Source organism: Arthrobacter sp. PvP103, from assembly GCF_017833075.1.
In the GTDB taxonomy this organism is placed as follows: domain Bacteria; phylum Actinomycetota; class Actinomycetes; order Actinomycetales; family Micrococcaceae; genus Arthrobacter.
In genome coordinates this window covers 531,101-555,628 of sequence record NZ_JAFIBQ010000001.1, presented here as the reverse complement: position 1 = coordinate 555,628, position 24,528 = coordinate 531,101, and the positions used below count along the sequence as shown (strand labels likewise).

The 24,528-nt window shown below is 66.5% G+C and carries 21 protein-coding genes and 2 tRNA genes; 16 read left to right on the top strand and 7 right to left on the bottom strand.

Going from position 1 to position 24,528, the window contains the following annotated elements; all coding sequences use genetic code 11:
• The first annotated feature begins 85 nt into the window (after positions 1–85).
• Entirely contained in the window at positions 86–1,600 is a 1,515-nt protein-coding gene (gene gltX / locus JOE41_RS02605) for a glutamate--tRNA ligase (protein ID WP_209750725.1), read from the top strand.
• Complete coding sequence (locus JOE41_RS02600) at positions 1,600–2,337, top strand: HAD family hydrolase (RefSeq protein WP_011692366.1); 738 nt, start codon at positions 1,600–1,602, stop codon at positions 2,335–2,337. Before gltX ends, JOE41_RS02600 begins: the two co-directional genes overlap by 1 nt.
• Before the next feature lie 54 nt (positions 2,338–2,391).
• Here JOE41_RS02600 and JOE41_RS02595 read toward each other — a convergent pair whose 3' ends face one another.
• A complete protein-coding gene (locus JOE41_RS02595) occupies positions 2,392–3,786 on the bottom strand; it encodes a hypothetical protein (protein ID WP_209750723.1) in 1,395 nt (464 codons plus the stop codon).
• Between the two features lie 345 nt (positions 3,787–4,131).
• Here JOE41_RS02595 and JOE41_RS02590 point away from each other — a divergent pair.
• The 4 genes from JOE41_RS02590 (at position 4,132) to JOE41_RS02575 (ending at position 7,942) form a co-directional block, all read left to right on the top strand.
• Positions 4,132–4,203: transfer RNA gene (locus tag JOE41_RS02590), tRNA-Gln, on the top strand.
• A gap of 127 nt (positions 4,204–4,330) precedes the next feature.
• Positions 4,331–4,406, top strand: a tRNA-Glu gene (locus JOE41_RS02585).
• 138 nt (positions 4,407–4,544) lie between these two features.
• Complete coding sequence (locus JOE41_RS02580; RefSeq protein WP_209750721.1) at positions 4,545–6,326, top strand: dynamin family protein; 1,782 nt, start codon at positions 4,545–4,547, stop codon at positions 6,324–6,326.
• Positions 6,323–7,942 (top strand): GTPase, encoded by a 1,620-nt coding sequence (locus tag JOE41_RS02575; RefSeq protein WP_011692363.1) that lies wholly within the window; start codon positions 6,323–6,325, stop codon positions 7,940–7,942. The genes JOE41_RS02580 and JOE41_RS02575 overlap by 4 nt, the downstream gene beginning before the upstream one ends.
• On the opposite strand, the gene JOE41_RS02570 is transcribed toward JOE41_RS02575, so the two are convergent.
• The gene (locus tag JOE41_RS02570) at positions 7,939–8,484 is read right to left on the bottom strand and encodes a DUF1697 domain-containing protein (RefSeq protein WP_209750719.1); all 546 of its coding nucleotides are present in this window, start codon (positions 8,482–8,484) and stop codon (positions 7,939–7,941) included. The genes JOE41_RS02575 and JOE41_RS02570 overlap by 4 nt on opposite strands.
• Positions 8,485–8,536: 52 nt before the next feature.
• A complete protein-coding gene (locus tag JOE41_RS02565; protein WP_011692361.1) occupies positions 8,537–9,256 on the bottom strand; it encodes an IclR family transcriptional regulator in 720 nt (239 codons plus the stop codon).
• Positions 9,257–9,368: 112 nt separating this feature from the next.
• On the opposite strand from JOE41_RS02565, the gene leuC reads away from it, so the two are divergent.
• The 6 genes from leuC to JOE41_RS02535 all read left to right on the top strand — a co-directional run bounded on the left by leuC (position 9,369) and on the right by JOE41_RS02535 (position 16,010).
• Positions 9,369–10,823 carry a 3-isopropylmalate dehydratase large subunit gene (gene leuC / locus JOE41_RS02560; RefSeq protein WP_209750717.1) on the top strand — a complete coding sequence of 485 codons (1,455 nt, stop codon included), beginning with the start codon at positions 9,369–9,371 and terminating at the stop codon, positions 10,821–10,823.
• 54 nt (positions 10,824–10,877) lie between these two features.
• Positions 10,878–11,480 (top strand): 3-isopropylmalate dehydratase small subunit, encoded by a 603-nt coding sequence (gene leuD / locus JOE41_RS02555; protein WP_011692359.1) that lies wholly within the window; start codon positions 10,878–10,880, stop codon positions 11,478–11,480.
• Positions 11,481–11,727: 247 nt separating this feature from the next.
• Entirely contained in the window at positions 11,728–13,053 is a 1,326-nt protein-coding gene (gene murA / locus JOE41_RS02550) for a UDP-N-acetylglucosamine 1-carboxyvinyltransferase (protein WP_011692358.1), read from the top strand.
• A 10-nt stretch (positions 13,054–13,063) separates the two neighbouring features.
• Positions 13,064–13,810 (top strand): 1-acyl-sn-glycerol-3-phosphate acyltransferase, encoded by a 747-nt coding sequence (locus JOE41_RS02545; RefSeq protein ID WP_011692357.1) that lies wholly within the window; start codon positions 13,064–13,066, stop codon positions 13,808–13,810.
• Entirely contained in the window at positions 13,807–14,859 is a 1,053-nt protein-coding gene (locus tag JOE41_RS02540; RefSeq protein ID WP_209750715.1) for an NAD(P)H-dependent glycerol-3-phosphate dehydrogenase, read from the top strand. The genes JOE41_RS02545 and JOE41_RS02540 overlap by 4 nt, the downstream gene beginning before the upstream one ends.
• A 2-nt stretch (positions 14,860–14,861) precedes the next feature.
• The gene (locus JOE41_RS02535) at positions 14,862–16,010 is read left to right on the top strand and encodes a D-alanine--D-alanine ligase family protein (RefSeq protein ID WP_011692355.1); all 1,149 of its coding nucleotides are present in this window, start codon (positions 14,862–14,864) and stop codon (positions 16,008–16,010) included.
• A gap of 36 nt (positions 16,011–16,046) precedes the next feature.
• On the opposite strand, the gene JOE41_RS02530 is transcribed toward JOE41_RS02535, so the two are convergent.
• Positions 16,047–16,550: a DUF3515 domain-containing protein gene (locus tag JOE41_RS02530; protein ID WP_209750713.1), complete on the bottom strand. Its 504-nt coding sequence runs from the start codon at positions 16,548–16,550 to the stop codon at positions 16,047–16,049.
• Between the two features lie 147 nt (positions 16,551–16,697).
• Between JOE41_RS02530 and JOE41_RS02525 the strand changes: the two genes are divergently transcribed.
• From JOE41_RS02525 to rsmD, 4 genes are read left to right on the top strand one after another with little or no spacing between them, the layout of a single operon-like run.
• A complete protein-coding gene (locus JOE41_RS02525; RefSeq protein ID WP_011692353.1) occupies positions 16,698–17,723 on the top strand; it encodes a thiamine-phosphate kinase in 1,026 nt (341 codons plus the stop codon).
• Between the two features lie 22 nt (positions 17,724–17,745).
• Entirely contained in the window at positions 17,746–18,747 is a 1,002-nt protein-coding gene (locus JOE41_RS02520) for a DAK2 domain-containing protein (RefSeq protein ID WP_209753511.1), read from the top strand.
• The gene (locus JOE41_RS02515) at positions 18,737–21,007 is read left to right on the top strand and encodes an ATP-dependent DNA helicase RecG (protein ID WP_209750710.1); all 2,271 of its coding nucleotides are present in this window, start codon (positions 18,737–18,739) and stop codon (positions 21,005–21,007) included. Before JOE41_RS02520 ends, JOE41_RS02515 begins: the two co-directional genes overlap by 11 nt.
• A gap of 39 nt (positions 21,008–21,046) precedes the next feature.
• Entirely contained in the window at positions 21,047–21,625 is a 579-nt protein-coding gene (gene rsmD / locus JOE41_RS02510) for a 16S rRNA (guanine(966)-N(2))-methyltransferase RsmD (RefSeq protein ID WP_011692350.1), read from the top strand.
• A gap of 1 nt (position 21,626) precedes the next feature.
• On the opposite strand, the gene JOE41_RS02505 is transcribed toward rsmD, so the two are convergent.
• From JOE41_RS02505 to JOE41_RS02495, 3 genes are read right to left on the bottom strand one after another with little or no spacing between them, the layout of a single operon-like run.
• Positions 21,627–22,412, bottom strand: a complete 786-nt coding sequence (locus tag JOE41_RS02505; RefSeq protein ID WP_209753510.1) for a spermidine synthase — start codon at positions 22,410–22,412, stop codon at positions 21,627–21,629.
• Between the two features lie 2 nt (positions 22,413–22,414).
• Entirely contained in the window at positions 22,415–23,623 is a 1,209-nt protein-coding gene (locus JOE41_RS02500) for an aminotransferase class I/II-fold pyridoxal phosphate-dependent enzyme (protein ID WP_209750708.1), read from the bottom strand.
• Positions 23,620–24,495: an SDR family NAD(P)-dependent oxidoreductase gene (locus JOE41_RS02495; RefSeq protein WP_209750706.1), complete on the bottom strand. Its 876-nt coding sequence runs from the start codon at positions 24,493–24,495 to the stop codon at positions 23,620–23,622. The genes JOE41_RS02500 and JOE41_RS02495 overlap by 4 nt, the downstream gene beginning before the upstream one ends.
• Positions 24,496–24,528: the final 33 nt, after the last annotated feature.

Here is a 24,528-nt window from a genome sequence, read left to right as displayed (position 1 = left end):
CGGGTATCCCGGGGCGGCTGTCCGTTTCCGTGCCGGATTCCGCGGCGGGTCCGAGTCCCGGGCAGGCGGTAAAGTTGGAGACACTATGACTACTCCTTCTGTGTCCAACGCTGTCTCCAGTCCTGCCGTCACTGCCGAAACCCCGGTCCGGGTGCGGTTCTGCCCGTCGCCCACGGGCACCCCGCACGTGGGCCTGATCCGTACGGCGCTGTTCAACTGGGCCTACGCCCGGCACACGCAGGGCACCTTTGTGTTCCGCATCGAGGACACGGACGCAGCCCGGGACTCGGAAGAGAGCTACGAGCAGCTGCTTGAGGCCCTGAAATGGCTGGGCATCTCGTGGGAAGAGGGCGTGGAAACGGGCGGCCCGCATGAGCCGTACCGCCAGTCACAGCGTCTTGACCTCTACAAGGACGTGGTGGCCAAGCTGCTGGAAGCCGGCTACGCCTACGAGTGCTACTCCTCGCCGGAGGAAGTTGAAGCGCGCCACCGGGCCGCCGGCCGCGACCCCAAGCTCGGCTACGACAACTTCGACCGCAACCTCAGCGCCGAGCAGGTTGCCGCGTTCAAGGCCGAGGGCCGCGAACCGGTCCTCCGAGTCCGCATGCCAGACGAGGACGTCACTTTCACCGACATGGTCCGCGGCGAAATCACCTTTAAGGCCGGGAGCATCCCGGACTACGTGATCGTCCGCGCCGACGGTTCTCCGCTGTACACCCTGGTGAACCCGGTGGATGACGCCCTGATGGGGATCACCCACGTACTGCGCGGCGAGGACCTGCTGTCCTCCACGCCCCGCCAGGTGGTGCTGATCCGCGCCCTGATGGAGATCGGCGTCGCAAGCTACATGCCCGTCTTCGGGCACCTGCCGTACGTTATGGGCGAGGGCAACAAGAAGCTGTCCAAGCGTGATCCGCAGTCCAACCTCTTCCTGCTGCGGGACCGCGGATTCATCCCCGAAGGCCTGCTCAACTATCTCTCGCTGCTGGGTTGGAGCCTGTCCGCCGACGAAGACATCTTCACGGTGGAACAGCTGATCGAGCACTTCGACGTCCATGACGTCCTGGCCAACCCGGCGCGCTTCGATATCAAGAAGGCCGAAGCGATCAACGGCACCCACATCCGGATGCTGGACGCGGACGACTTCAGGGGCCGCCTGGTTCCGTACCTCCGCGCAGCGAACCTGGTGGGCGAGACGCTGACCGCCCGTGAAGAGGAGATCCTCACCGAGGCCGCGCCGCTGATCCAGGAGCGCATCGCCTTGCTGGGCGAGGCGCCGGAGATGATTTCCTTCCTGTTCAAGAACGACGACGCCATCGACGTTGCGGATGACGCCCGCAAGGGACTTCCGGAAAACCTCACCGAGGTGCTGGACGCCGCGATAGCGGCCCTGGACGCCGTCACCGACTGGAGCGCCGAGAGCATCCAGGCCGCGCTGAAGCAGGCACTCGTGGAGGACATGGGCATCAAGCCGCGGCTGGCTTTCGGTCCGGTCCGGACAGCCGTTTCGGGGCGCCGGATCTCCCCGCCGCTCTTTGAATCCATGGTCATCCTGGGCAAGGCATCCTCACTGGCCCGCCTCCACGCTTTCCGCGGCTGATGACTGCCATGCGCGGCGACGGCGGCCGTGTCCTGCACACGGGCTTCGGCGTCGTCCGGGGTGTGCTGTTCGACATTGATGACACCCTGGTGGACCTGGAGTACGCCATGACGACGGCGTTGCGTGACGTCAGCGAACATCTCCTGCCCGGCCTGGACCAGGCCGGGTGGGAGAAGTTCGGGCGCATCTTCACGCACGAGACCACACACTTCTATGACCGCTACCTGGCCGGAGAACTGACCTTCAATGAACAGCGGCTGCTCCGGGGACGTGCTGCCCTGGGGCACTTCGGAGTGGAACTGGAAGAGGGCGAGGAGTCCCATGCCTGGGTCACCTCCTACGCAGCCCTGCAGCACGGCTACGTCCGTGCGTTCGAGGACGTTGCCCCGGTCCTGGACGCCCTCGACGCCGCAGGGATTCCCTACGGTGCGGTCAGCAACAACGTGCACGACTACCAGCGGGTGAAGCTCGACGCCGCGGGGCTGCAGCGGATCACCGTATTGGTGGGAACGGACACCTTGGGCGTACCCAAGCCGGATCCGGCCATCTACCTGGAGGGCGTACGCCTCCTGGGCAGCAGTGCCGCTGAGACCCTCTATGTGGGAGACAACCGCCTGCTGGACGCAGAAGGTTCGACGGCGGCGGGCTTGCTGGGCGTCTGGCTGAACCGCAGCGGGGAAACGGAGTCCGCGTTTGCCGGTCATCAGGTTGGCTCGCTCGCGGAGCTGCTGGGGTAGGAGGGACGGCTGGCCGGCTGGCCCGGCCTGATCATCGCCGGGCCACCTGCCGGGTCAGGCGGTTTCCACCGCTTTCCGACGGTTGCGCAGCGCCATAAAGGCGCCCACTGAACCGAGTCCCAGCACGCCCACCATGCCCACGGCAGTTCCGGCGTCGGGCCGGCCCACCACGTCCGACGGCGAGACAGCCGCTGCGCTTGAGTGCAGTGTTTCTGTTCCGGCTGCCACTTTTGCGTTCCCGTCCGCGAGCTTGCTTGCCCCGGTGGCCAGCTGCGAGGAGCCGGAAGCGAGCTTGGTGTTGCCCTCCGAGAGCTCGGAGGCTCCGGCGGCCAAGGCTTCGGAGCCTCTCAGGAGCCCGGGATTCGCGGGATCCGCAGGGTCCCCCTTGATGCCTGCGTTCAGTGCCGTGGTCCCGGCGGCAAGCCGGGAGGAGCCCTCGGTCATACTTGCGGTCGCCTTGAGCAGGCCCGGACGGTCGGGGTTCCCGGGTATTCCGTCCATGCCTTCCCTGATCTTGGCTGTCCCGTCGGCCAGAAGACGCGTGCCGAGGACAACCCCGGGGTTTTCGGGATCCTGGCTGTTGAGCTTGCCGCCCAGGGTGGTGAAACCCGCAGTCAGCTTCGCGGCACCGGCCCGCAGCTCTCCGGTACCTTCGTGGAGCCGGGAGGCCCCGGATTGGAGCTGGGCGGCTCCGGCATCGAGCTTGTGGGCACCCGCCGTAATTTTGGCGATTTTGTCCTTTACCACGGAGAGCGGCACGAGCCCCTGGACGGGATCGTCGGCCGCAGCCTGCAACAACTCCAGCGCCTGGGCCAGGGCTGCGGTGCCGGTGCCCGCTTCCGGACTGCCGTTGGCACCGCGGTAGCCCTTGAGCTGGGTTGTCCCTGCGGCAAGCTGGCCTGCGCCGCCCTCCACGCGGGACGCTCCCTCGCGTAGCTGTGTGGCGCCGTCGGCTAGGTTGTTTTCCGCGGTTCCCGAAGCAGTGGGGGTCAGCGCGGCTGAGAGTTGCTCCGCTCCGGAGGCGAGCTTGCGGGCACCGTCATCGACTTTGTACACCCCCGGCGCCAGCTTGTTGTTGACGTCCGCCTCGATTTTCACCGCCCCGGCCGCGAGTTTCCCGGCGCCGGCCTGGAGCTGGTCTGCACCGGGAGCGAGCTTGGTGGTGATGCCGGAATGGATCTTCTGCGCTCCGGCGGAGAGTTTGCCTGCCCCGGTGTCTGCCAGAGTGGCGCCGGTGGCGAGCTTTCCGGCGCCGTCCTCAAGCTGATCGGCGCCGGCGGAAGCCTGGCCGGCTCCGTCCTTGAGTCGCGCGGATCCGTCGGTGATGCGCCCGGTGACCAAGGTGTAGAAGCCCAGCAGGGCGATCAGTAGCAAGGCAAGGAGAGCTATGGCGATCTGTTGGCCGCGGGTGCGGACGTTCTGGGGAGCAGTGGCACGACTTTGTGGCACGGTTGGTTCCTCTCGACGGTGGGTGTCGGACTCCTGTGGTCCCCGGCCGCCCGGCCGTGATGCAGCTAACATTCGAAAGTGAGCGTAGAACTGCCGGTCGGGAGGCGTGGAGGGGAGTTGTTACTCATCGGTAACTTACCGAGCGTAAACTTGTCCACCCTGTAATTGCAAGGGTTTCTTCGCCCTGCGGTCGGTTGTGGAGTTTCCGCGCGGGCCGGTTGGCGGCCTCGGAAGGGGCTCCGGGCGCCGATTTGTGCCAGCCAAAACTCTCGGGTAAAGTAATTACTCGTGCTGAGGCGCGGGGAGCGAAGGTTTAGGCCTGAGTGACCGGCCCGAAAGTTCCATTGGGATATGGTGTAATTGGCAACACTACGGTTTCTGGTACCGTCATTCTAGGTTCGAGTCCTGGTATCCCAGCTCTGAAAAAGCCGCATTTCGGTGCGGCGGATCAGGGGTTTCAAGCGGTTTGGCCGATTTGAAACACCGGCTTTGTGTATGAAACAATCACTGAGCCTGATGGTAGAAATACCATCCGGAAGTACGCGGCCCCATCGTATAGCGGCCTAGTACGCTGCCCTCTCACGGCGGTAACGCGGGTTCGAATCCCGCTGGGGTCACCACTGAAGCGGTCCCGGGCAACAGCCCGGGGCCGCTTTGTTTTGTTTGCTTGGGCTCCGCTGTTGCTCTGGCAACCGCCCGTGCCGCGCGGTCTGTGCCGGATTCGAGCCGGGAGCGTTTTGAACTGGCATGATGAAGCTGTGACGTCCCCATCTGAGAGTTCACCCGCGGGCCCCGCCGTGCACAATGCGCGCGCAGCCGCAGCTGTGGAACTGCTCGAGACCGTCCGCAGGGACCTCGGCGAAGCCGTGCTGCCGCTCGCACTTCCCGGCGCTGACGCGGCCCGCCTCGATATCAAAAACGCACTGGCGCAGCTGGACGACTACATGCTTCCGCGCTTCCGCAGCCTTGACGCTCCGCTGCTGGCAGTTGTTGGCGGATCCACCGGAGCCGGCAAGTCCACATTGGTCAACGCCCTTGTGGGCCACCCGGTCACGAGGGCCGGCGCCATCCGGCCGACCACGAGGCAGCCGATATTGCTCCACAACCCGGCGGATTCTCCCTGGTTCGAAGACCAGCGGGTACTGCCGAACCTGAGCCGAATCCGCGGCGCAGTGCTGGAAACGCCTCTTCCCGCCAGCCGGGCCGGCGCTGCACCGGATGCGGCATCCATATCCTCCCTGGTGCTCGTGGGACACCCCGCCGTGCCGCAAGGAATCGCCATACTGGATGCTCCCGACGTCGACTCCGTCTCGGATGGCAACCGGACGCTTGCGGGCCACTTGCTCGCTGCAGCCGACCTCTGGATATTTGTGACAACAGCCAACCGCTATGCCGACGCCGTGCCCTGGAAGCTGCTCCTCGACGCTGCGTCAAGGGACATCATGGTGGCCGTGGTGCTGGACCGCGTGCCCCCGGCCGCCGAGGAGGAGGTCAGTGCGGACCTCCGGACCATGCTCCAGCGGGAGGGCCTGGGTGCAGCCCGGTTGTTTATTATTCCGGAGGTGACCCTGGACGGTCTCGGAATGCTGCCCGAAGGCGCCGTGGAACCGGTGGCCCACTGGCTGCGTCAACTGGCAGCAGATTCTGCCGGGAGGGCTGAGATTGCCCGCCGGACACTCAACGGCACGGTACGTGCGCTCAGCGGCCGCGTTGCAGCCCTCGCGCAGGCATCGAGGGAGCAACAGCAATCGCGGGATGTCCTCGCCAGGGATGTCCGCAACGCTTATCAGGATGCAGGGTCCAGGATTATGGACGCAACGCGAGACGGTGCCCTCCTGCGCGGCGAAGTTCTGGCCCGCTGGCAGGACTTTGTCGGTACCGGCGAGTTCTTCCGCGTCCTGGAACAGAACATCGGTCGCGTGCGGGACCGGATGGGCGCCTTCTTCCGCGGCGAGCCCGCTCCCGCTGTCAAGGTGGAAACAGCCATTGAAACGGGGCTGCAGGCGGTCATCATGGACGAAGCCGCCAACGCGGCCGAGGACGCCGACCAGCGCTGGCGCTCGGACCCCGCAGGCCGCCAGCTGCTGGGCGCGGACGATCTTTCCGGCACCAGTGCCGGCTTCGCGGACACGGTGGCAGCAGAAATCAGGGCCTGGCAGGGAGCGCTCATGGAGCTCATCCGTACGGAAGGCCAGGGCAAACGCACCCACGCCCGGTGGCTTTCTTTCGGGGTCAACGGACTCGGGGCCGCCCTCATGATCGTGGTTTTCTCCATGACCGCCGGGCTAACGGGACTGGAGATCGGAGTGGCGGGAGGTACCGCCGTCGTTGGTCAACGGCTCCTGGAGGCCGTCTTCGGCGAGGACGCCGTGAGACGCCTCGCGCAAACTGCCCGCGAGGACCTGAACTCGAGGTGCCACAAGCTGCTTCAGGCGGAACAGCAGCGCTTCCTGGACCGTCTCGACATTGGTACCGGGGTTCCGCCGGAGGTCTTGTCCGATCATTCGCGCGCCCTCCGGCAACTGGCCGGACCCGCATGAGCCGGCACAGCGGAAGCAGGGAAGCCTCCCGGCTCGACGCCCGCCTGCAAGCCCTGAACGATGCGCGGGAGCTCGCCGGTGGGGTGTTGCCGGACGAGGCTCTGGACGACGTGCTCCAGGTCCTTGAGCGCGCCAGTTCCCGCCGTTCACTGTCCGCGGAGCACACTGTGGTGGGATTCTTTGGCGCCACAGGCAGCGGGAAATCGTCGCTCTTCAATGCGGTCAGCGGTGCGGAAATCGCGACGGCGGCGGTGCGCCGTCCCACGACGTCCGAACCGCTGGCCGGTGTCTGGGGACAGGAGGGCAGCGAACCGCTGCTGGACTGGCTCGGGGTCGCCAAACGCCATCATTCCTCGGCACTGCCGGGGTTCGCCGATGAATCCACCGGCCTGATCCTGTTGGACCTGCCGGATTTCGATTCAACGAAGGCCGCCAACCGGGAGATTGTCCAGCGGATGGTGGGTCTAGTGGACGTCCTGGTGTGGGTGCTGGACCCGCAGAAATATGCGGACGCCGCGGTGCACAACGACTTCCTTGCGCCCCTGGCTTCGCACGGGGCGGTCACTCTGGTGGTACTCAACCAGGTTGACCGGCTTCCGCCGTCGGACATCGGGCCGGTGCTGGAATCCCTCAAAGCCATCCTGGCCCGGGACGGTCTGGGGAAGGTCCAGGTCCTTGGCGCCTCTGCGTTGGACGGGACCGGCGTCGACAAAGTCCGGGCGGCCATCCGAGACGTGGTGGTGCAACGGCAGGCGTCCTCGCAGCGGCTGGCCGCGGATGTCTCCAAGGCCACGGCCCGGCTTGCGGCGGCCTCCGGAACCGGGGAGGCAGCCGGAGTCAAAGCCGGCACCAGGTCCCGGCTGGCTGACGAGCTTGCGGCGGCCGCCAACGTCCCGCTCGTTGCTGATGCCGTGTCGAGGTCGTACCGGCAGGAAGCCACGAGGCGCACGGGCTGGCCGCTGACCCGCTGGCTGGTCCGGTTCCGCCCGGACCCGTTGCGGCGGCTGAACCTGCGTCGGGAGGGGGCCGCAGCGGAGGTCAACAGGACATCGCTGCCGCCGGCCGGGGCACCGGAACGCGCCAGGACGGACGCTGCCGTGCGGGAATTCGCGGATGCCGCCAGTGCCGGGGCACCGGGGCCGTGGCGCGCGGCCATCCGTGGCGCGGCGCGTGAAGGCCGGGACCAGCTGCCGGACGCAATGGATCAGGCGATTGCCGGCACTGAGCTGCTGGCCGGCAGAAAGTCGTGGTGGTGGGGACTGTTCAACGTTGCCCAATGGCTTGCCCTCGTGGCGGTTTTGGGCGGCGTGGGCTGGCTCGGTGTCCTGGCCGGGCTGGGATATCTCCAGCTGCCTGTTCCGGAGGTGCCCAGGGTGGAAGGGTGGCCGGTTCCAACGCTGATGATCGCCGGGGGATTGCTGCTGGGTGTGGTGCTGGCCCTCGCCGGAAAGGCCATCGCCGGGGCGGCCGCGCGAGTGCGGGGTGGCGCGGCGGGCAAGAAGCTCAGGGCGGCCGTGGCCGCCGTTGCGGACAGGCGTGTGGTTGAACCGGTGGAAGTGGAAGTCAGCAGGCTGAAGTCCTTTAACGCGGCCCTGAAAGCCGCGGGCCGCGACTAGCCGTTGCCCAGTGCCTTCGTGGCGTCTCGGACCTTGATCATGGTGCGAAGGTTTCGCGTGGTAGTGGTCGATTTGTAGCGCGCTTTGGATGAGAGTCTGCTGAATGGACTGTCCAGGGTGCCTCCGGCGGGTGCAAGCCAGGCCATGGCCTCCGGACCCAGGCGCTGCTGCTGCGTTCCGTCCAGCCGTGAACCGGACTCGAACAGCTCGTCCAGCACGGCTGTATCCGAACTGAGGGTGACATAGGTATGCGTCGTCTTGTCCTCGGCAGGGTACGGGCACGCCTCGACGAGTGCGGCAAGCCTGGCGTCGGTCAGAACCACCACCCACGCGTCGTAGCCGAAGGACTCGCGCAGGCAGGTTTCAACGTCCTTTTTGAGTGCGGCGGCGCCGAGAGGGCTGGCCAGGGCAACGTTGCCGCTGGCCAGGAGCGTCTTTACTCCGTCGAACCCGCGTTCCGCTAGGGCGCTCCTGAGGTCCGCCATTTTGATGTTGATTCCGCCCACGTTGATACCACGGAGGAAGACCGCATAGCTGTTCATGGGCACAGCCTAATACCCGGAGCCCGCAGGGGACGGCCGGGCGGCTGCGGTGTCAGTCGTTGTTCTTGCGGAGCGCCTCGGTCAGCACCCGGGCGGCATTGCAGACGACTTCGGCGTGCAACCGGCCCGGCTGGCGGGTAAGGCGCTCGATCGGACCGGAAATGGACACGGCGGCAATGACGCGTCCGGACGGGCCACGGACGGGCGCCGACACAGAGGCGACTCCCGGCTCACGTTCGCCGAGGCTCTGGCCCCAGCCCCGCCGTCGCACTCCTGCCAGGACGGTGGGCGTGAAGCGCGCTGCCTGCAGACCTTCGAGGAGCCGGTCGTGGTCCTCCCAGGCCAGCAGGACCTGGGCGGCGGAGCCGGCCTTCATGGAAAGCTGGGTACCCACCGGGATGGTGTCGCGGAGACCGATGGGACGCTCGGCAGACGCAACGCACACCCGCCAGTCACCCTGCCGCCGGAAGATCTGGGCGCTTTCGCCGGTGGCGTCGCGCAGCTGCATCAGGACGGGCCCGGCTGAGGCGATCAGCCGGTCCTCGCCGGCGGCCGAGGCGAGCTCCACCAACCGGCTTCCCAGCACAAAACGGCCCTGGATGTCGCGGCTGACAAGCCGGTGATGGACCAGTGCCAGGGCGAGCCTGTGTACGGTCGGCCGCGCCAGTCCGGTGGCAGCCACCAGCTGCGCCAGAGTGGTGGGCCCTGCCTCAAGTGCGTCGAGCACATGGGCCGCTTTATCGATGACACCGACGCCACTAGAATTGTCCATGTAATGATATTGCCGTCTCAATATCTGAGATGCAAATCATTTGGCTGGCGTATTACGCGGGCGTGCTGGTTCAGTGGATGTAAACAGCCAACAGCAGTGAAGGGAGATGGCCATGGCAAAGACATTGGCCGAGAAAGTCTGGGACGCGCACGTGGTGCGCAAAGGCGACGGCGAAGGTGCCAATGCCCAGCCGGACCTTCTCTACATCGACCTCCACCTGGTGCATGAAGTCACGTCGCCGCAGGCCTTTGAAGGGCTCCGGCTGGCCGGTCGCCCGCTGCGCCGCCCGGACCTCACCATCGCCACCGAGGACCACAACACCCCCACGCTGGACATCGACAAGCCTATCGCTGATCTGACCAGCCGGACCCAGATCCAGACGCTGCGCAACAACTGCAAGGAATTCGGCGTCCGCCTGCACTCCCTGGGCGACGCCGAGCAGGGGATCGTCCACGTTGTGGGCCCCCAGCTTGGCCTCACCCAACCCGGCATGACGGTGGTCTGCGGGGATTCGCACACCTCCACGCACGGAGCCTTCGGCGCGCTGGCCATGGGCATCGGCACCTCCGAGGTGGAGCACGTCATGGCCACCCAGACGCTGTCCTTGAAGCCGTTCAAGACCATGGCGATAAACGTCGAGGGAACCCTGCGCCCCGGAGTGTCGGCAAAGGACATCATCCTGGCGGTCATCGCGAAGATCGGCACCGGCGGCGGGCAGGGCTACGTCCTCGAATACCGTGGTTCGGCAATCCGTGCACTGTCCATGGAAGCCCGGATGACCATCTGCAACATGTCCATCGAAGCCGGCGCCCGCGCGGGCCTCGTTGCCCCGGACCAGACAACGTACGACTACATGTACGGACGGCCGCACGCGCCGCAGGGCGCGGAGTGGGACGCCGCCGTCGAATACTGGAACACGCTCCGCACGGACGACGACGCAACGTTCGACGTCGAGGTGGACCTGGACGCCGACACCCTGGAGCCCTTCGTCACCTGGGGCACGAACCCCGGCCAGGGCGTTTCGCTGTCTTCCAAGGTGCCGTCGCCGGAGGATTTCGGCGATGAAAACGCCAAGGCCGCGGCCGAACGGGCACTGCAGTACATGGGGCTGGAAGCCGGCACCCCGATGAAGGAGATCCGGGTGGACACGGTCTTCCTGGGCTCCTGCACGAACTCCCGGATGGAAGACCTGCGCGCCGCGGCGGACATCATCCGCGGCCGCACCAAGGACCCGAACATCCGGATGCTCGTTGTCCCGGGCTCGGCACGCGTGCGGCTCGAGGCGGAAGCGGAAGGCCTGGACAAGGTCTTCAAGGACTTTGGAGCTGAGTGGCGTTTTGCCGGCTGCTCCATGTGCCTGGGCATGAACCCGGACCAGCTGGAGGTGGGGGAACGTTGTGCCTCCACGTCCAACCGCAACTTTGAGGGACGTCAGGGCAAGGGTGGCCGCACCCACCTCGTCTCACCGGTCGTGGCGGCAGCTACGGCGGTGCGCGGCACGCTCAGTTCGCCGTCGGACCTGGACCCCGCTCCCGAGTCCGCCGCCGTCAGTAGCAGCGCCGCTTAGATAACGCCGCCTAGCCCGCGCAGCCCACACCTACCCAGCATCAAAGGAACCGCCATGGAAAAGTTCAGCACCCACACCGGGATCGGCGTACCGCTGCGCCAGAGCAACGTGGACACCGACCAGATCATCCCGGCCGTTTACCTCAAGCGCATTACCCGCACGGGCTTCGAGGACGCACTGTTTGCGGCCTGGCGCAAGGACCCTGCCTTCATCCTGAACCAGGAGCCGTTCAACGCCGGTTCCGTGCTGGTGGCCGGACCGGACTTCGGCACCGGGTCCTCCCGCGAGCACGCAGTATGGGCATTGAAGGACTTCGGGTTCAAGACCGTCCTGTCCTCAAGGTTCGCCGATATCTTTCGCGGCAACTCCGGCAAACAGGGCCTCCTGGCAGCCGAGGTCGCCCAGGATGACATCGAGCTCATCTGGAAGGTGCTGGAGAACGCCCCGGGCACCGAGGTGACCGTGGACCTCGTCTCGAAGACCGTGATGTGCGGCAACGTGGTGGCGCCGTTCGAGATTGACGACTACACGCGCTGGCGCCTCCTCGAAGGCCTGGACGACATCGGACTGACCCTCCAGCACGAAGAAGACATCACAGCCTACGAAGCCACCAGGCCCGCTTTCAAGCCGAAGACCCTGCCCGCTCGGCTGTCCTGATCGGGCCGGCGCTGAGGGGTGCGGCCGCCCCGCGGTCCCGCGGGGACGCCGGGGGCCGGGTACGGTCCCTGCGGCGCCGGTACCGCGGACCCCGCAGCGCCGGTCCCCGGTACCGGCTGCACCCTTGCCGCCCCCGCGGCGCCCTCCGGAAAAACGCGCCGTATTTCAGATCGGTAACGCTAGCTCCTATGCTTAGCTGGAGCCTTTGTAAGGATTTGGGGGCGAGTAGTCGTGAGGAAACCGGTATATGAGTAGTGTTTTGACAATCCGCGGAGGCGTCCCGCTAACTGGACGCGTCACCGTTCGCGGGGCCAAGAATCTTGTCCCCAAGGCCATGGTGGCCGCCCTGCTGGGCAACGAGCCGTCCGTGCTGCGCAACGTCCCTGAAATCAAGGACGTCGAGGTTGTCACCAGCCTGCTCCAGCTTCATGGCGTCACGGTCGAAAAGGACCCTGTTACGGGGGACCTGACCCTGGATCCGAAGGGCGCCAAGACCGCGTCCAGCACCGCAATCGACGCCCATGCAGGCGACTCCAGGATTCCCATCCTGTTGTGCGGTCCGCTGATCCACGCCATCGGTGAAGCGTTCATTCCCGACCTTGGCGGCTGCAAGATCGGCGACCGCCCCATTGATTACCACCTGAACGTCCTGCGCCAGTTCGGGGCCGTCGTCGAAAAGCGTCCGGGCGGCATCCACATTTCCGCCCCCAAGGGGCTCCAGGGCGCCAAGATCTCGCTGCCCTATCCGTCAGTGGGGGCCACCGAGCAGGTCCTGCTCAGCGCCACCAGGGCTGAAGGCATCACGGAGCTTTCCGGTGCCGCCACGGAGCCGGAAATCATCGACCTCATTGCCGTGCTGCAGAAGATGGGCGCCATCATCAGCGTCCAGACGGACCGCACCATCCGCATCGAAGGCGTCAGGGACCTCGGCGGTTACAACCACCGGGCACTCTCGGACCGGAACGAATCAGCGTCCTGGGCCTCAGCGGCGCTCGTGACGCGCGGAGATATTTTCGTTGAGGGCGCTTCCCAGCGCGACATGATGACGTTCCTGAACACCTACCGCAAGGTGGGCGGCGGGATGGACATCGGCGAGGACGGCATCCGTTTCTACCACCGCGGCGGCAAGCTGAATCCGCTAGTCCTTGAAACGGACGTGCACCCGGGATTCATGACGGACTGGCAGCAGCCCCTTGTGGTGGCCCTGACCCAGGCCGAAGGCGTGTCGATCGTCCACGAGACCGTCTACGAGAACCGGTTCGGCTTCACCGACGCACTGATCCGGATGGGCGCCAACATCCAGGTGCACCGGGAGTGCCTCGGCAGCGTGCCGTGCCGCTTCGGCCAGCGGAACTTCCTGCACTCGGCCGTCATCTCGGGATCCACGCAGCTCAAGGGCACCGACATCGACGTTCCGGACCTCCGGGGCGGTTTCAGCCACCTCATCGCCGCACTGGCTGCCACCGGAACGTCCCGGGTGACCGGAATCGACATCATCAACCGCGGCTACGAGCGCTTCACCGAGAAGCTCGCGGGCCTGGGCGCCGATTTCGACATCACCGCAGCCAAGTAACGGGGTCCCAGTGAAGGAAACGGCCAAGAGCCGCACCACCTTTGTCATCGTCGCCGGGATCGTCAGGCCAGTGATGAACCTGCTCATGAACAAGAAGTGGGAAGGGCTGGACAAGCTTCCGGCGGGCGGCTTCATCGCCGCACCCAACCACTGCACCGAGATCGACCCGCTCGTGATCGGCCACATGCTGTACAACCAGAAGCGGATGCCGCACTTCCTGGCCAAGGGCGGACTCTTCAAGGTGCCGGTTTTGGGGGCAGTCCTGCGCGCCACCAAGCAAATCCCGGTGGAACGTTCGACGGCGGGTGCCAACCGTTCGCTGCAGGTCGCCAAGGCAGTGGTGGACGAAGGCGGGGCCATCATCATCTACCCCGAGGGCACGCTGACGCGTGACCCGGAGCTGTGGCCGATGAAGGGCCACACCGGTGCGGCCCGGATGGCGCTGGAGAGCGGCATTCCGGTGGTTCCCATGGCCCACTGGGGAGCACACCAGGTCTTTCCGCGCTATGCGAAGCGGTTCCATCTGTTCCCCCGTCGGACCTCCCGCGTCATCGTGGGCGACCCCGTGGACCTTAGCGCTTTCGAGGGCCGTCCGCTGGACAAAGCCACGCTGACGGCCGCCACGGCGGTCATCATGGAGGCCATTACGGGCCTGCTGGCGACCCTGCGGGGGGAACAGCCTCCCGCTGAGCGGTGGGATCCTGCCGCCCACAACCAGACCAAGCATGGACGCAACATCGAGGGGAGCGGCAAATGACCCCCGACCAGGCCGCAGCCGGCTCGGCAATGTCGGTCGCCGTTCTCGGAGCCGGTTCCTGGGGGACCACGTTTGCCAAGATACTGGCTGATGCCGCCACCGCCTCCGGTGTCCAGCGGAGCATCCGGCTCTGGGGACGCCGCCGCGAGGTTGTTGAGCAGATCAACACCATGCACCGGAATTCGCAGTACCTTAAGGACATCGACCTCCCGCACAGCATCACCGCCTCCACCGACGTGGCGGAGGTGCTGTCCGGGGCGGACCTCGTCGTTCTGGCGGTGCCGGCCCAGTCCCTCCGGCTGCAGCTTCGCGAGTGGCGGCACCTGATATCGCCGGACGCCTTTGTGGTCTCCCTGATGAAGGGCCTGGAGCTCAGCTCAGATGCCCGCATGAGCGAGGTCATCAGTGAGGAGCTGGGCATCAAGCCGGACCGTATTGCCGTTGTGTCCGGACCCAACCTGGCCATGGAAATCGCCCGCGAGGAACCCACCGCCTCTGTGGTGGCGTGTGCGGACGCCGAGGTGGCGTCATGGATCGCCCGCAGCTGCACCGCACCCTATTTCCGCCCGTACACCACCACCGACGTCGTCGGTGTTGAAATCGGCGGCATCGTGAAAAACGTCATTGCACTCGCCGTGGGTATTTGCGAAGGCAAGAGGATGGGCGACAACACCAAGGCGTCCGTGATTACCCGGGGGCTTGCGGAGACGTCCAGGCTGGCGCTTGCCCTGGGGGGAGAAGCTCAAACCATGGCTGGCCTGGCCGGGCTGGGCGACCTCGTTGCCACCTGCTCTTCGCCGTTGTCCCGGAACCACACTGCCGGACGCCTGCTGGGCAAGGGGCTGACGCTGGAACAGGTGACCGGGGAAATGACCCAAACGGCCGAGGGGATCAAGTCCGGGCAGGCCGTGCACGAACTTGCCGGAAAGCTCGGCGTCGAGATGCCCATCACCGCGGCAGTGGTTGCCGTGCTGGCCGGAAAATTGTCCGTTGACGAACTGGGACCGCTGCTGCTGGCCCGGGACCTGAAATCCGAAGGCGATTACTGACTGTGTCGGAAGAACAATTGAACAAGCACACCGCACCCGGCCACGCCAAACCCCGCGTCGCCGTGTTGTTTGGTGGCCGCTCCAGCGAGCACGCCGTCAGCTGCGTGACGGCCGCCGGCGTGCTCGGGGCCATCGACTACGACAAGTACGATGTCATCCCCATCGGCATCGCAAAGACCGGACAATGGGTCCTTGTGTCGGGGGACACCCGGCAATGGTCTCTCTCGGCATCGTCCCTACCCGAGGTGTCGCCCTCTGCCCGCACGGTCACACTCGCCGAAATCGGCGGGGAACACCAGCTGATCGTGGCGTCCCCGAACGAAGTTCCGCAGGAGCTCGGTGCCGTGGACGTTGTCTTCCCGCTGCTTCACGGCCCGTTCGGTGAAGACGGCACCATCCAGGGACTGCTGGAACTCTCGGACACCCGCTACGTTGGCGCCGGTGTCCTCGCGTCCGCTGTCGGGATGGACAAGCATTACATGAAGGTGGTTTTTGAGGCCGCCGGCCTGCAGGTGGGACCGTACATCGCCGTGACGGACCGGCAGTGGCTCACTGACCCGGAAGCCATCCGCAAACGCGTTGACCGGCTGGGTTACCCCGTATTCGTCAAGCCCGCCCGGGCAGGATCTTCCATGGGCATCTCCAAAGTGGACTCCCTGGAGGGCCTGGACGCGGCCATCGCGGCCGCCCGCGAGCATGACCTCAAACTGGTGATCGAGGCCGGCATCGTGGGCCGCGAAATCGAATGCGCCGTCCTTGAAGGGCGCGGTACGGAACCGCCGCGGACCTCCATGCCGGGGGAGATCGCCGTGGCTCCGGGGGAGCACGAGTTCTATGACTTCAATGCAAAATACGTGGAAGACGACGCCGCCTCGCTGAGCTGCCCGGCCGACCTCCCTGACGAGGCGATCGCCAGGGTCCGCGAGCTTGCCGCCGCGGCGTTCGATGCCGTGGGCGCCGAGGGGCTTAGCCGGGTGGATTTCTTCTACACTCCCGACGGCGAGCTGATCATCAACGAGATCAACACCATGCCCGGCTTCACGCCGAAAAGCATGTACCCGCAGATGTGGGCTGCGTCCGGGCTGGGCTACGCGGAACTCATCGACGAACTGATCTACCTGGCCCTGAACCGGAAGACCGGGCTGCGCTAAGCGCTATTGCAGGCCGGCGGCCGGGACGCGTGGGTCCTATTGTCCGGTGGGCAGGTTCTGCAGCTCTTCCTGGCCCACGCAGTTCCTGGTGGCCTTGATCTTCCCGGCCGCGGCGGACAGTTCCGCCAGCACGGTTGCGGAACTGATCTGATCCGGGTCCATGAGGATCTCCGTGGCCGGTTCGCGGCCGAAGGTGGTCAGTGTCCAGACGGGGTCGCCCTCCTTGATGACCCAGTCGATGCCGTTGACACTGACGCAACGGTCTGTGGTCGGACCGGGAACGTTGACTCCGCACCGCAGGATGACCTTGGACGGATCGCCCCAGGCGGCGGTTGCCTGGCTGTTGGTCTTCCGCAGGGCCGCGTCACCCATCGTGTCCGGAAGTGCCACCATCATGGGTGCACAGGCAGGGTTGGCCGCATCCTTGGCCGGCGCGACGTCCACCACCGGTGCGCATGCGCTGAGGGCCAGCACCACTGCTGCAGCCGTTGCCGGCAGGCGAAGCGAACGGGTGGAAACCGGGGTGCGGAGCAGGTGCATTGTTTAAGCCTATCCCGCTCCGGGCAGCCGGCCGGACGCCGTTCGTCCGCTCTGCCCCCGCTTCCCGCCATGCCCGCAGGGGCCCATCAGGACCTTGTGGACAGGACCCCGCGAACGGATGTCGGTCCCTGACTGTAGCGTAGTGGTGTGCCTGAATCTCACCTCACCGTTGACGGACTTTCCGAATCCGAGCTCCTCGCCAGGATCTTTCCGCGCCTGAACAAAGGTCCAGCCGAGGGCACGGCGCTCCTGCTGGGACCCGGGGATGACGCCGCCATTGTGGCAGCCCCGGACGGCCGGACCGTGGTCAGCATTGACACTCAGGTCCAGGACCAGGATTTCCGGCTGGTGTGGCGAAACGGGTACCGGACCACCGGCTTCGACGTCGGCTGGAAGGCCGCGGCGCAGAACCTGAGCGACATCAACGCCATGGGTGCGCGGTCCGTGTCCATGGTGGTGAGCCTGACCCTGCCTCCGGAGACGCCGGTTTCCTGGGTTGAGGATTTCGCGGACGGGCTGTCCCACGCCATCAGCGGCCTTGGCGCCGCTGGATGTTCCGTGGCCGGCGGGGACCTGGGCCGGGGCCGCGAACTGGCCGTGACCGTGGCCATCCTGGGCACCCTGGACGGGCGGGAGCCGGTATTGCGCTCCGGGGCCCGTCCCGGGGACACCGTCGCGCTGGCCGGAACGCTGGGGCTCGCGGCGGCGGGCCTTGCCCTGCTGGAGTCGGCATTGGATGTTGAACGGTTAACGCCGGAGCAGCGGACCATTATGGACAGGCAATGCCGGCCGCTGCCGCCGCTGGATGCCGGGCCGTCCGCACTCGCGGCAGGCGCCTCGGCCATGATGGATGTTTCCGACGGACTGATCCGCGACGGCAACCGCCTGGCCGCCGCCAGCGGCGTGGTCCTGGACCTTGATCCCGACGCCCTGAAGCAGCTCGCAGAGCCTTTGGCCGCTGTCGCGGACGCGGTGGACGGCGACCCCATGGTCTGGGTGCTCGGCGGAGGGGAAGATCATGGACTTCTTGCCACATTCCCGGCGGACGTTCAGCTGCCTCCGGGTTTCGCTGCGATAGGCTCAGTAGAAGCCCTTGCACCAATGGAAAGCACTGGCGTGACGATAGCGGGCCGGCCCGCGGACACTGTGGGATGGGATCACTTTGCAGACTAAGATTGCCGCCAACGCGCAAGCGATGAAGCGGTGGTTGGGCAAGGCCGAAACAGTCCTCGGGAACCACAGCGACCGCCTCAACGCCATCAATATTTTCCCTGTGGCGGACGGCGATACCGGCACCAACCTCTACCTGACGGTCCGTGCAGCTGCACAGGCCCTCCACAGCCCCGCCACGTCACCGGACCCCGAATTCGCGCTGCAGTCCGGGGGGCCCCCGGGCCAGCAGGATGTCGGGGCCGTCCTCGCAAGCGCCGGCCAGGCCGCGATGGAGCAGGCACGCGGCAATTCCGGCACATTGTTCGCCGTGTTCCTGTGCGCCGCTGCGGAGCCGTTGGCCGGTCATACCCGCCTGAGCTCGCCGCTGCTCGCAGCCGCGCTCAACCGCGCCCAGATCCGGGCGTGGTCGGCGTTGAGCGATCCCGTTCCGGGAACCATGCTCTCGGTCATGGAGGCGGCCGCGCGTGCCGCCGCCGGAGTGGATGCCGAGCAGAACGGCGACGACAGCAATCACGTCCTGGGACTGGCCCTGGACGCTGCGGTGGAGGCAGCCCTCGAAGCGGTGGTCCGCACCGAAGACCAGTTGGCAGCCCTGCACGAGGCCCATGTCGTGGACGCCGGCGGCGTCGGGATGCTCTTGATCCTTGACTGCCTGCGTTCCGCGGTGCTCGGCGAAGAACTCCAAGGCGACATGCTGGACGGCCTGCACGGTTACAACGTCCAGGACCCCCACATTCATGCAGACATGCCCGACGACGACGGCGTGGAAGTCATGTGCACCATCAACCTTTCTCCCCTGGATGCGGCCACCCTGCGGCAACGGCTGGACGAAATGGGCGATTCGGTGATCATGAGCCAGGTTGGCGGTGCAATCGACGGCGACGGAAAGTACCGCTGGCGAGTGCACGTCCACGTGCCGGCCCCGGAACCGGCTGTGGCGCTCATCGGCTCACTCGGCGAACCCACGGACATTTCGGTCAGCCAGCTCGCCCTGCCGCGGGACGCCGACGGACATGAACACTGAGCTGGAACTGGGCCTGGAACGCCGCATCGGCAAACGGTCCGCAGCCGTCATTGAGAAACACCTGGGCATCACCACCGTCGGCGGCCTGCTCAACTATTTTCCGCGCCGGTACCTCAGCCGGGGTGAGCTGACCCCCATCAGCGAGGTGCCGCTGGACGAAGAGGTCACCCTGATCGCGCGCGTCGTGTCCAACAGCACCAGGGCAATGCGGGCGCGCCGCGGCACGCTGACCGACGTCGTGATTACGGACGATTCCGCGACGAACCACAACAGCCACGGAAGCGCCGGCAGGCTTCCCGGCGCCGGCGTGCCCGGCACCCTGAAGGTGAGCTTCTTCAACGGCTACCGGGCCAAAGCGGAGCTGCTCCCGGGGCGCCGGGCGATGTTCTCGGGCAAGGTCACCCGGTACGGCGGCAGCTTGAGTCTCACCAACCCTGACTTCCTGCTGCTGGACGAGGACCCGGACACCCCGGGCATGGACCCGGAGAAGCTCGCCGCCATGCCCATCCCGGTCTACCCGGCAACGGCCAAGCTCACCAGCTGGTCCATCCAGAAAGTCATCTCCACCCTCCTGGACACCGTCGACCTGGATGTCCTGGACGATCCGGTGCCGGCCGGGGTCTCGGCCCGGGAGAAGTTCCTGCCGGCTCCGGAGGCCTACCGGCTGATCCATACCCCGGAGGTGCCCGGCGACTGGCAGCGGGCCAGGGACCGCTTCAGGTACCAGGAGGCCCTGGTCCTGCAGACTGCCCTCGCGCGGCGCCGCGCCCAGCTGGCCGCCGAGGAGGCCACGGCCCGCCGGCCTGTTACCGACGGAATCCTGACCGCGTTCGACCGCCAGCTGCCCTTTACGCTCACGGCCGGCCAGTCCGCCGTCGGGAAAACACTTGCGGAGGAGCTTTCGCAGGACAGCCCTATGAACCGGCTCCTCCAGGGCGAGGTGGGGTCAGGCAAGACCATCGTCGCCCTGCGCGCAATGCTCCAGGTGGTTGACGCCGGGGGTCAGGCCTCCCTATTGGCGCCCACGGAAGTCCTGGCCGCGCAGCACTTCGAATCCATCCGCAGGACCCTGGGTCCGTTGTCCCGGGACGGCCTGCTGGGCGGAGCAGGTCCCGACGCAGTGCAGGTCACGATGCTTACCGGATCGATGCCCACTGCTGCCCGCAAACAGGCCATGCTGGATGCCGCGTCTGGCACTGCCGGGATCGTGATCGGGACGCACGCCCTGCTGAGCGACAATGTCTCGTTCTACGACCTCGGCCTGATCGTCGTGGATGAACAGCACCGCTTCGGGGTGGAGCAGCGCGACGCCCTGCGTGCGAAAGCCAGCAAGCCGCCCCACCTGCTCGTCATGACTGCCACGCCCATTCCCAGGACCGTCGCCATGACCGTGTTCGGCGATCTCGAAACATCAGTGCTGGACGAACTCCCCGCGGGCCGTGCCCCCATTTCCACGCATGTCGTTGGCCTCGCCGAAAACCCCGGCTGGGCCGGACGTATCTGGTCCCGGTCCCGGGAAGAGATCGACGCCGGGCACCAGGTCTACGTCGTGTGCCCCAAGATCGGAGAAGACGACGACGGCGACTTCAGCCCCGGGGAAGCGGAGCCTTCGGCGGCCGACCTGGAAGGTGACGGCCCGGCCCGCGAGCTCGCATCCGTCACTTCCGTCGTCGAACACCTGCAGGATGAACCCGCGCTGGCCGGCGTTCCGCTGGCGCCGCTGCACGGCAGGCAGGATCCCGTCCTGAAATCCGCAACGATGGCATCCTTCACGGCGAATGAAACCAAGTTGCTGGTGTCCACCACCGTGATCGAGGTGGGTGTTGACGTCCACAACGCCACACTGATGGTGATCCTGGATGCGGACAGGTTCGGCATCTCCCAGCTGCACCAGCTTCGCGGACGGGTGGGCCGGGGCGGGCTGCCCGGCACCTGCCTTCTGGTGACCACGCTTGAGCCCGGGCATCCCAGCCGCCGCCGCCTGGACGCCGTGGCGGCCACGACGGACGGATTCGAGCTGTCGCAGGAGGACCTGAAGCTGCGCCGCGAGGGCGACATCCTCGGCGCCTCGCAGTCCGGCGGACGCTCCACGCTCAAGCTGCTGCGCGTGCTGGAGCACGAGGCCGTCATTGCAAAGGCACGCCAGGACGCGCAACAAATCGTGGCCGCGGATCCCGGCCTGACGGACCATTCCGCACTCGCGGAGGCAATCGATGAGTATTTGAACCCGGAAAAGGAGGCATTCCTTGAGCGTGGCTAGGACATGGCGTATGGCTGGACATGACGGGACGGATCCGGCGTGAGCCGCATCATCGCCGGGGCCGGCGGGGGAATGCCGCTGGTCAGTGTGCCCGGGTCCATGACCCGTCCCACCACCGACCGCGTCAAGGAAGCACTCTTCTCCCGCCTTGAGGCCTTCAATGTGGTGGCAGGTGCCCGCGTCCTGGATCTTTATGCGGGCTCCGGCGCGCTGGGCGTGGAAAGCGCCAGCCGCGGGGCGGAGACTGTGGACCTCGTGGAGTTCGACGGAAAGGCCAGTGAGGTTTGCCAGCGCAACGCGGACCTCGTCAACGGGGCCGTAGGTCACAAGGCGGTGTCGGTCCACCGCTCCCGGGTGGAGTCCTTCCTGGAAAGGACCGTGCCGGGCACACTGTGGGACCTCGTGTTCCTGGACCCGCCGTATCCGCTGGACGAGCCCGCCATGGGCGCGGTACTGGAGGAACTGTCGCCTTACCTGGCAGAGTCCGCCGTCGTGGTGGTGGAGCGCTCGTCCCGCAGCCCGGAGCCGTCCTGGCCTGCGTCGCTGGAGCGGTTTGCCGAGAAGAAATACGGCGAAACCAAGCTGTGGTTTGCCGAACCTGTGGGCGGCGGCAGCTGACTTAGTCCGAGATCGCGTCGAGGTCCACGCCGGCCAGTACTTTTGCCGGGTGCGGGCCGCGTGCCGCCAGCTCCACGGTCCATTCCGCAGGCCACGGACCCCTTGTGCCGGCAAGGACAATGTTCCCGGGATGCCGCCCAGCGAACATCCCGGACTCGGCGAAAGCGGCAACACCGCCCATGACCTGGCGCATGGCTGCCACCTGGCTCCGTACCAGGGTCAGCCCCGGTTCATCGCCCACGTTGACGATCAACATCCCGCGTGGCGTCAGCCTGGCCGCAGCCTCCTCGTAGAAACCGGCACATGCGATGTGCTCCGGTGCCTCCGGGCCGGAGAAAATGTCCAGGATCACGACGTCGAAACGCAGTTCCGCCGGCAGTTCCGCCAGCGCGTCCCGTGCGTCGCCGATCAGCGTGTGCAGAACCGTTCCGTCCGGCATTGGCAACTGCTGCAGGACGAAGTCCAGCAGCTCGCGTTCGAGCTCCACGGCGTACTGTAGGGACCCCGGGCGGGTCGCCTGGATGTAGCGGGCCAGCGTCAGCGCCCCGGCGCCAAGATGCAGCGCGTGGACCGGCTCGCCGGCAGGTGCCGCGAGATCCACGACGTGCCCGATCCGGCGGAGGTACTCGTAGAAGATTTCGACCGGCTCGGCGAGGTTTACGTGGGACTGCTCCGCTCCGCCGATGCTCAGCACATAGGACCCTGCGGTGAAGGCATCCGGTTCGATGGTGGCGTGCTGTCCGGTGGTCCGGAGGAAACGTGATCCTGCCGGGGTCCGGGCAGGCATCGTCACAGCCGGTCCCGGAGGGTGGCGAGCCGCGATGCGGCCTCCTCGAGGACCTCGGTCTTCTTGCAGAACGCAAAGCGGAGCAGGCTGCGGGTCCGTTCGGCGCCCTCGAGATGGCAGAAGACTGGCACCGGGATGGCGGCCACCCCTACCAGTTCCGGAAGCCTCCGGGCCAGGTCCACGGAGTCGGAGATCCCCAGGGGAGCCGTGTCCACATTCACGAAGTAGGTTCCTTGCGGGGTGAAGACGTCCAGGCCGGCGGCCTTCAACCCGTCGCTGAGGATGTCCCGCTTGCGCCGGAGTGTCTCGGAAATCCCGGTGTAAAAGTCGTCGGGCAGGGCGAGCCCTACGGCGATGGCGCCCTGGAACGGCGTGCCGGAGCTGTAGCTGAGGAACTGTTTCACCGTCCTGATGGCAGACACGAGGTGTTCCGGTCCGCTCAGCCAGCCGATCTTCCAGCCGGTGAAGGAGAACGTCTTGCCGGCGGAGGATATGGTGACGGTCCTGCCGGCGGCACCGGGCAGGCTTGCCACCGGGATGTGTTGTTCCCCGAACGTCAGGTGCTCGTAGACCTCGTCGGTGATGATGACGGCGTCGTGCCTGGCGGCAAGTTCCACGACGCGCTGAAGAACCTCACGCGGAAAGACCGCGCCGGTGGGGTTGTGCGGATTATTGATCAGCACCACTTTGGTGCGGCTGCTGAAGGCCGCTTCCAGGGCTGCCATGTCCGGCATGAAATCCGGAGCGAGCAGCGGAGCCGTCACATGCGTGGCTCCCGCCAGTCCGATCATGGCGCCGTAGGAGTCGTAGAAGGGTTCGAACGTAAGCACCTCGTCACCGTGCTCCACGAGGGCCAGCAACGAGGCAGCAATGGCTTCGGTGGCTCCCGTGGTGACGATGATTTCAGTCTCCGGGTCCGGCGTGAGCCCGTAGAACCGCTGCTGGTGCGCCGATACGGCCTCCCGGAGGGGAAGGATTCCCTTGCCGGGAGCATATTGGTTGGCGCCGGAGGCAATCGCAACCTGGGCGGCCGCCTTGATTTCCAACGGACCGTCCTCGTCGGGGAAGCCCTGGCCAAGGTTGATGGCGCCGGTCCGGACCGCGAGGGTGGTCATCTCCTCGAAGATCGTGACCCCGAGGGTTCCGTTGGCTGCCAGGAGATTGGCACCCGACGCTGCCCGCTGCCACGGTGCCGGAGTTGTTGCGTTCACTGTTTGCCTGCCTGTCGGTTGGAGGTGGCGTCCTCTGCGCGCCCGGTGAATTTTTCCATGCCTCTGTAGATCCGGAAGACCTTACCGCCGATGAAGTCCCATACGCGGACCGGAAGGATCCCCCGCAGGACCTTGCCAAGATTGGCTGTCGCCGGAGCAATGAGGAGCGGGCGGCCCGCGGCCATCGCCCGCCACGCCCGGTCGACGGCGTTATCGGGAGTCATGAGCGGTGTGAGCAGGGGGCCGCGGGCGCCGGCGAACATCCCGGTGGAAATGTAGCTCGGACAGAAGGTGGTAACCCGCAGGTGCCGGTAGCCTTCCTGTTCCAATTCAAGCCGCAGCGAGTCACTCCAGCCCACTACAGCCCATTTGGAGGCTGCATAAACGCTCATCCTGGGGTTGGAAACCGTGCCGGCGGCGGAGGCGATGTTCAGGACCCGCCGGGCGCGCCCGCCGTCGGCCATCATGTCCGGAAGGAAAGCGAGGGTGACGTACATCGGCGCCAGTGCGTTGACGTCCATGGTCAAGGCAATGTCAGGGCCCGGCCGGTGCTCCCAAAAGTACGCGCCGCGCACGATTCCCGCGTTATTGACGAGGAGGGTAAGGGCGCCTTCAGCACGGCACTCCCGCGCGGCCTCGGCGATGGCGTCACGGTCCGCGAGATCCACGGCGCGGGCTACGGCTCGGGCGCCGAGCGCAGTCACCTCGCGGGCAACGCTTGCCAGTCCACCGGCATCCACGTCCCATAGGATCACCACAGTCGCGCCTTCCCTGGCGGCGCGGAGCGCGTGCAGCCGGCCCATGCCCATGGCTGCGCCGGTGACCAGCACCACGCCCCCTGCAACGGTGAAGGGAATGTTCGACTCGGGCATCCAGTCATGTTATCCCGCTTGGGGGATACGGTA

Excerpts from the sequence above, each read along its gene's own strand:
- JOE41_RS02495 (WP_209750706.1), bottom strand. The coding sequence starts at position 24,495 with ATGCCCGAGTCGAACATTCCCTTCACCGTTGCAGGGGGCGTGGTGCTG.
- JOE41_RS02530 (WP_209750713.1), bottom strand. The coding sequence starts at position 16,550 with ATGCACCTGCTCCGCACCCCGGTTTCCACCCGTTCGCTTCGCCTGCCG.
- JOE41_RS02600 (WP_011692366.1), top strand. The coding sequence starts at position 1,600 with ATGACTGCCATGCGCGGCGACGGCGGCCGTGTCCTGCACACGGGCTTC.
- JOE41_RS02565 (WP_011692361.1), bottom strand. The coding sequence starts at position 9,256 with ATGGACAATTCTAGTGGCGTCGGTGTCATCGATAAAGCGGCCCATGTG.
- leuD (WP_011692359.1), top strand. The coding sequence starts at position 10,878 with ATGGAAAAGTTCAGCACCCACACCGGGATCGGCGTACCGCTGCGCCAG.
- JOE41_RS02515 (WP_209750710.1), top strand. The coding sequence starts at position 18,737 with ATGAACACTGAGCTGGAACTGGGCCTGGAACGCCGCATCGGCAAACGG.
- JOE41_RS02505 (WP_209753510.1), bottom strand. The coding sequence starts at position 22,412 with ATGCCTGCCCGGACCCCGGCAGGATCACGTTTCCTCCGGACCACCGGA.
- JOE41_RS02575 (WP_011692363.1), top strand. The coding sequence starts at position 6,323 with ATGAGCCGGCACAGCGGAAGCAGGGAAGCCTCCCGGCTCGACGCCCGC.
- leuC (WP_209750717.1), top strand. The coding sequence starts at position 9,369 with ATGGCAAAGACATTGGCCGAGAAAGTCTGGGACGCGCACGTGGTGCGC.
- gltX (WP_209750725.1), top strand. The coding sequence starts at position 86 with ATGACTACTCCTTCTGTGTCCAACGCTGTCTCCAGTCCTGCCGTCACT.
- JOE41_RS02520 (WP_209753511.1), top strand. The coding sequence starts at position 17,746 with ATGAAGCGGTGGTTGGGCAAGGCCGAAACAGTCCTCGGGAACCACAGC.
- JOE41_RS02540 (WP_209750715.1), top strand. The coding sequence starts at position 13,807 with ATGACCCCCGACCAGGCCGCAGCCGGCTCGGCAATGTCGGTCGCCGTT.
- JOE41_RS02570 (WP_209750719.1), bottom strand. The coding sequence starts at position 8,484 with ATGAACAGCTATGCGGTCTTCCTCCGTGGTATCAACGTGGGCGGAATC.
- murA (WP_011692358.1), top strand. The coding sequence starts at position 11,728 with ATGAGTAGTGTTTTGACAATCCGCGGAGGCGTCCCGCTAACTGGACGC.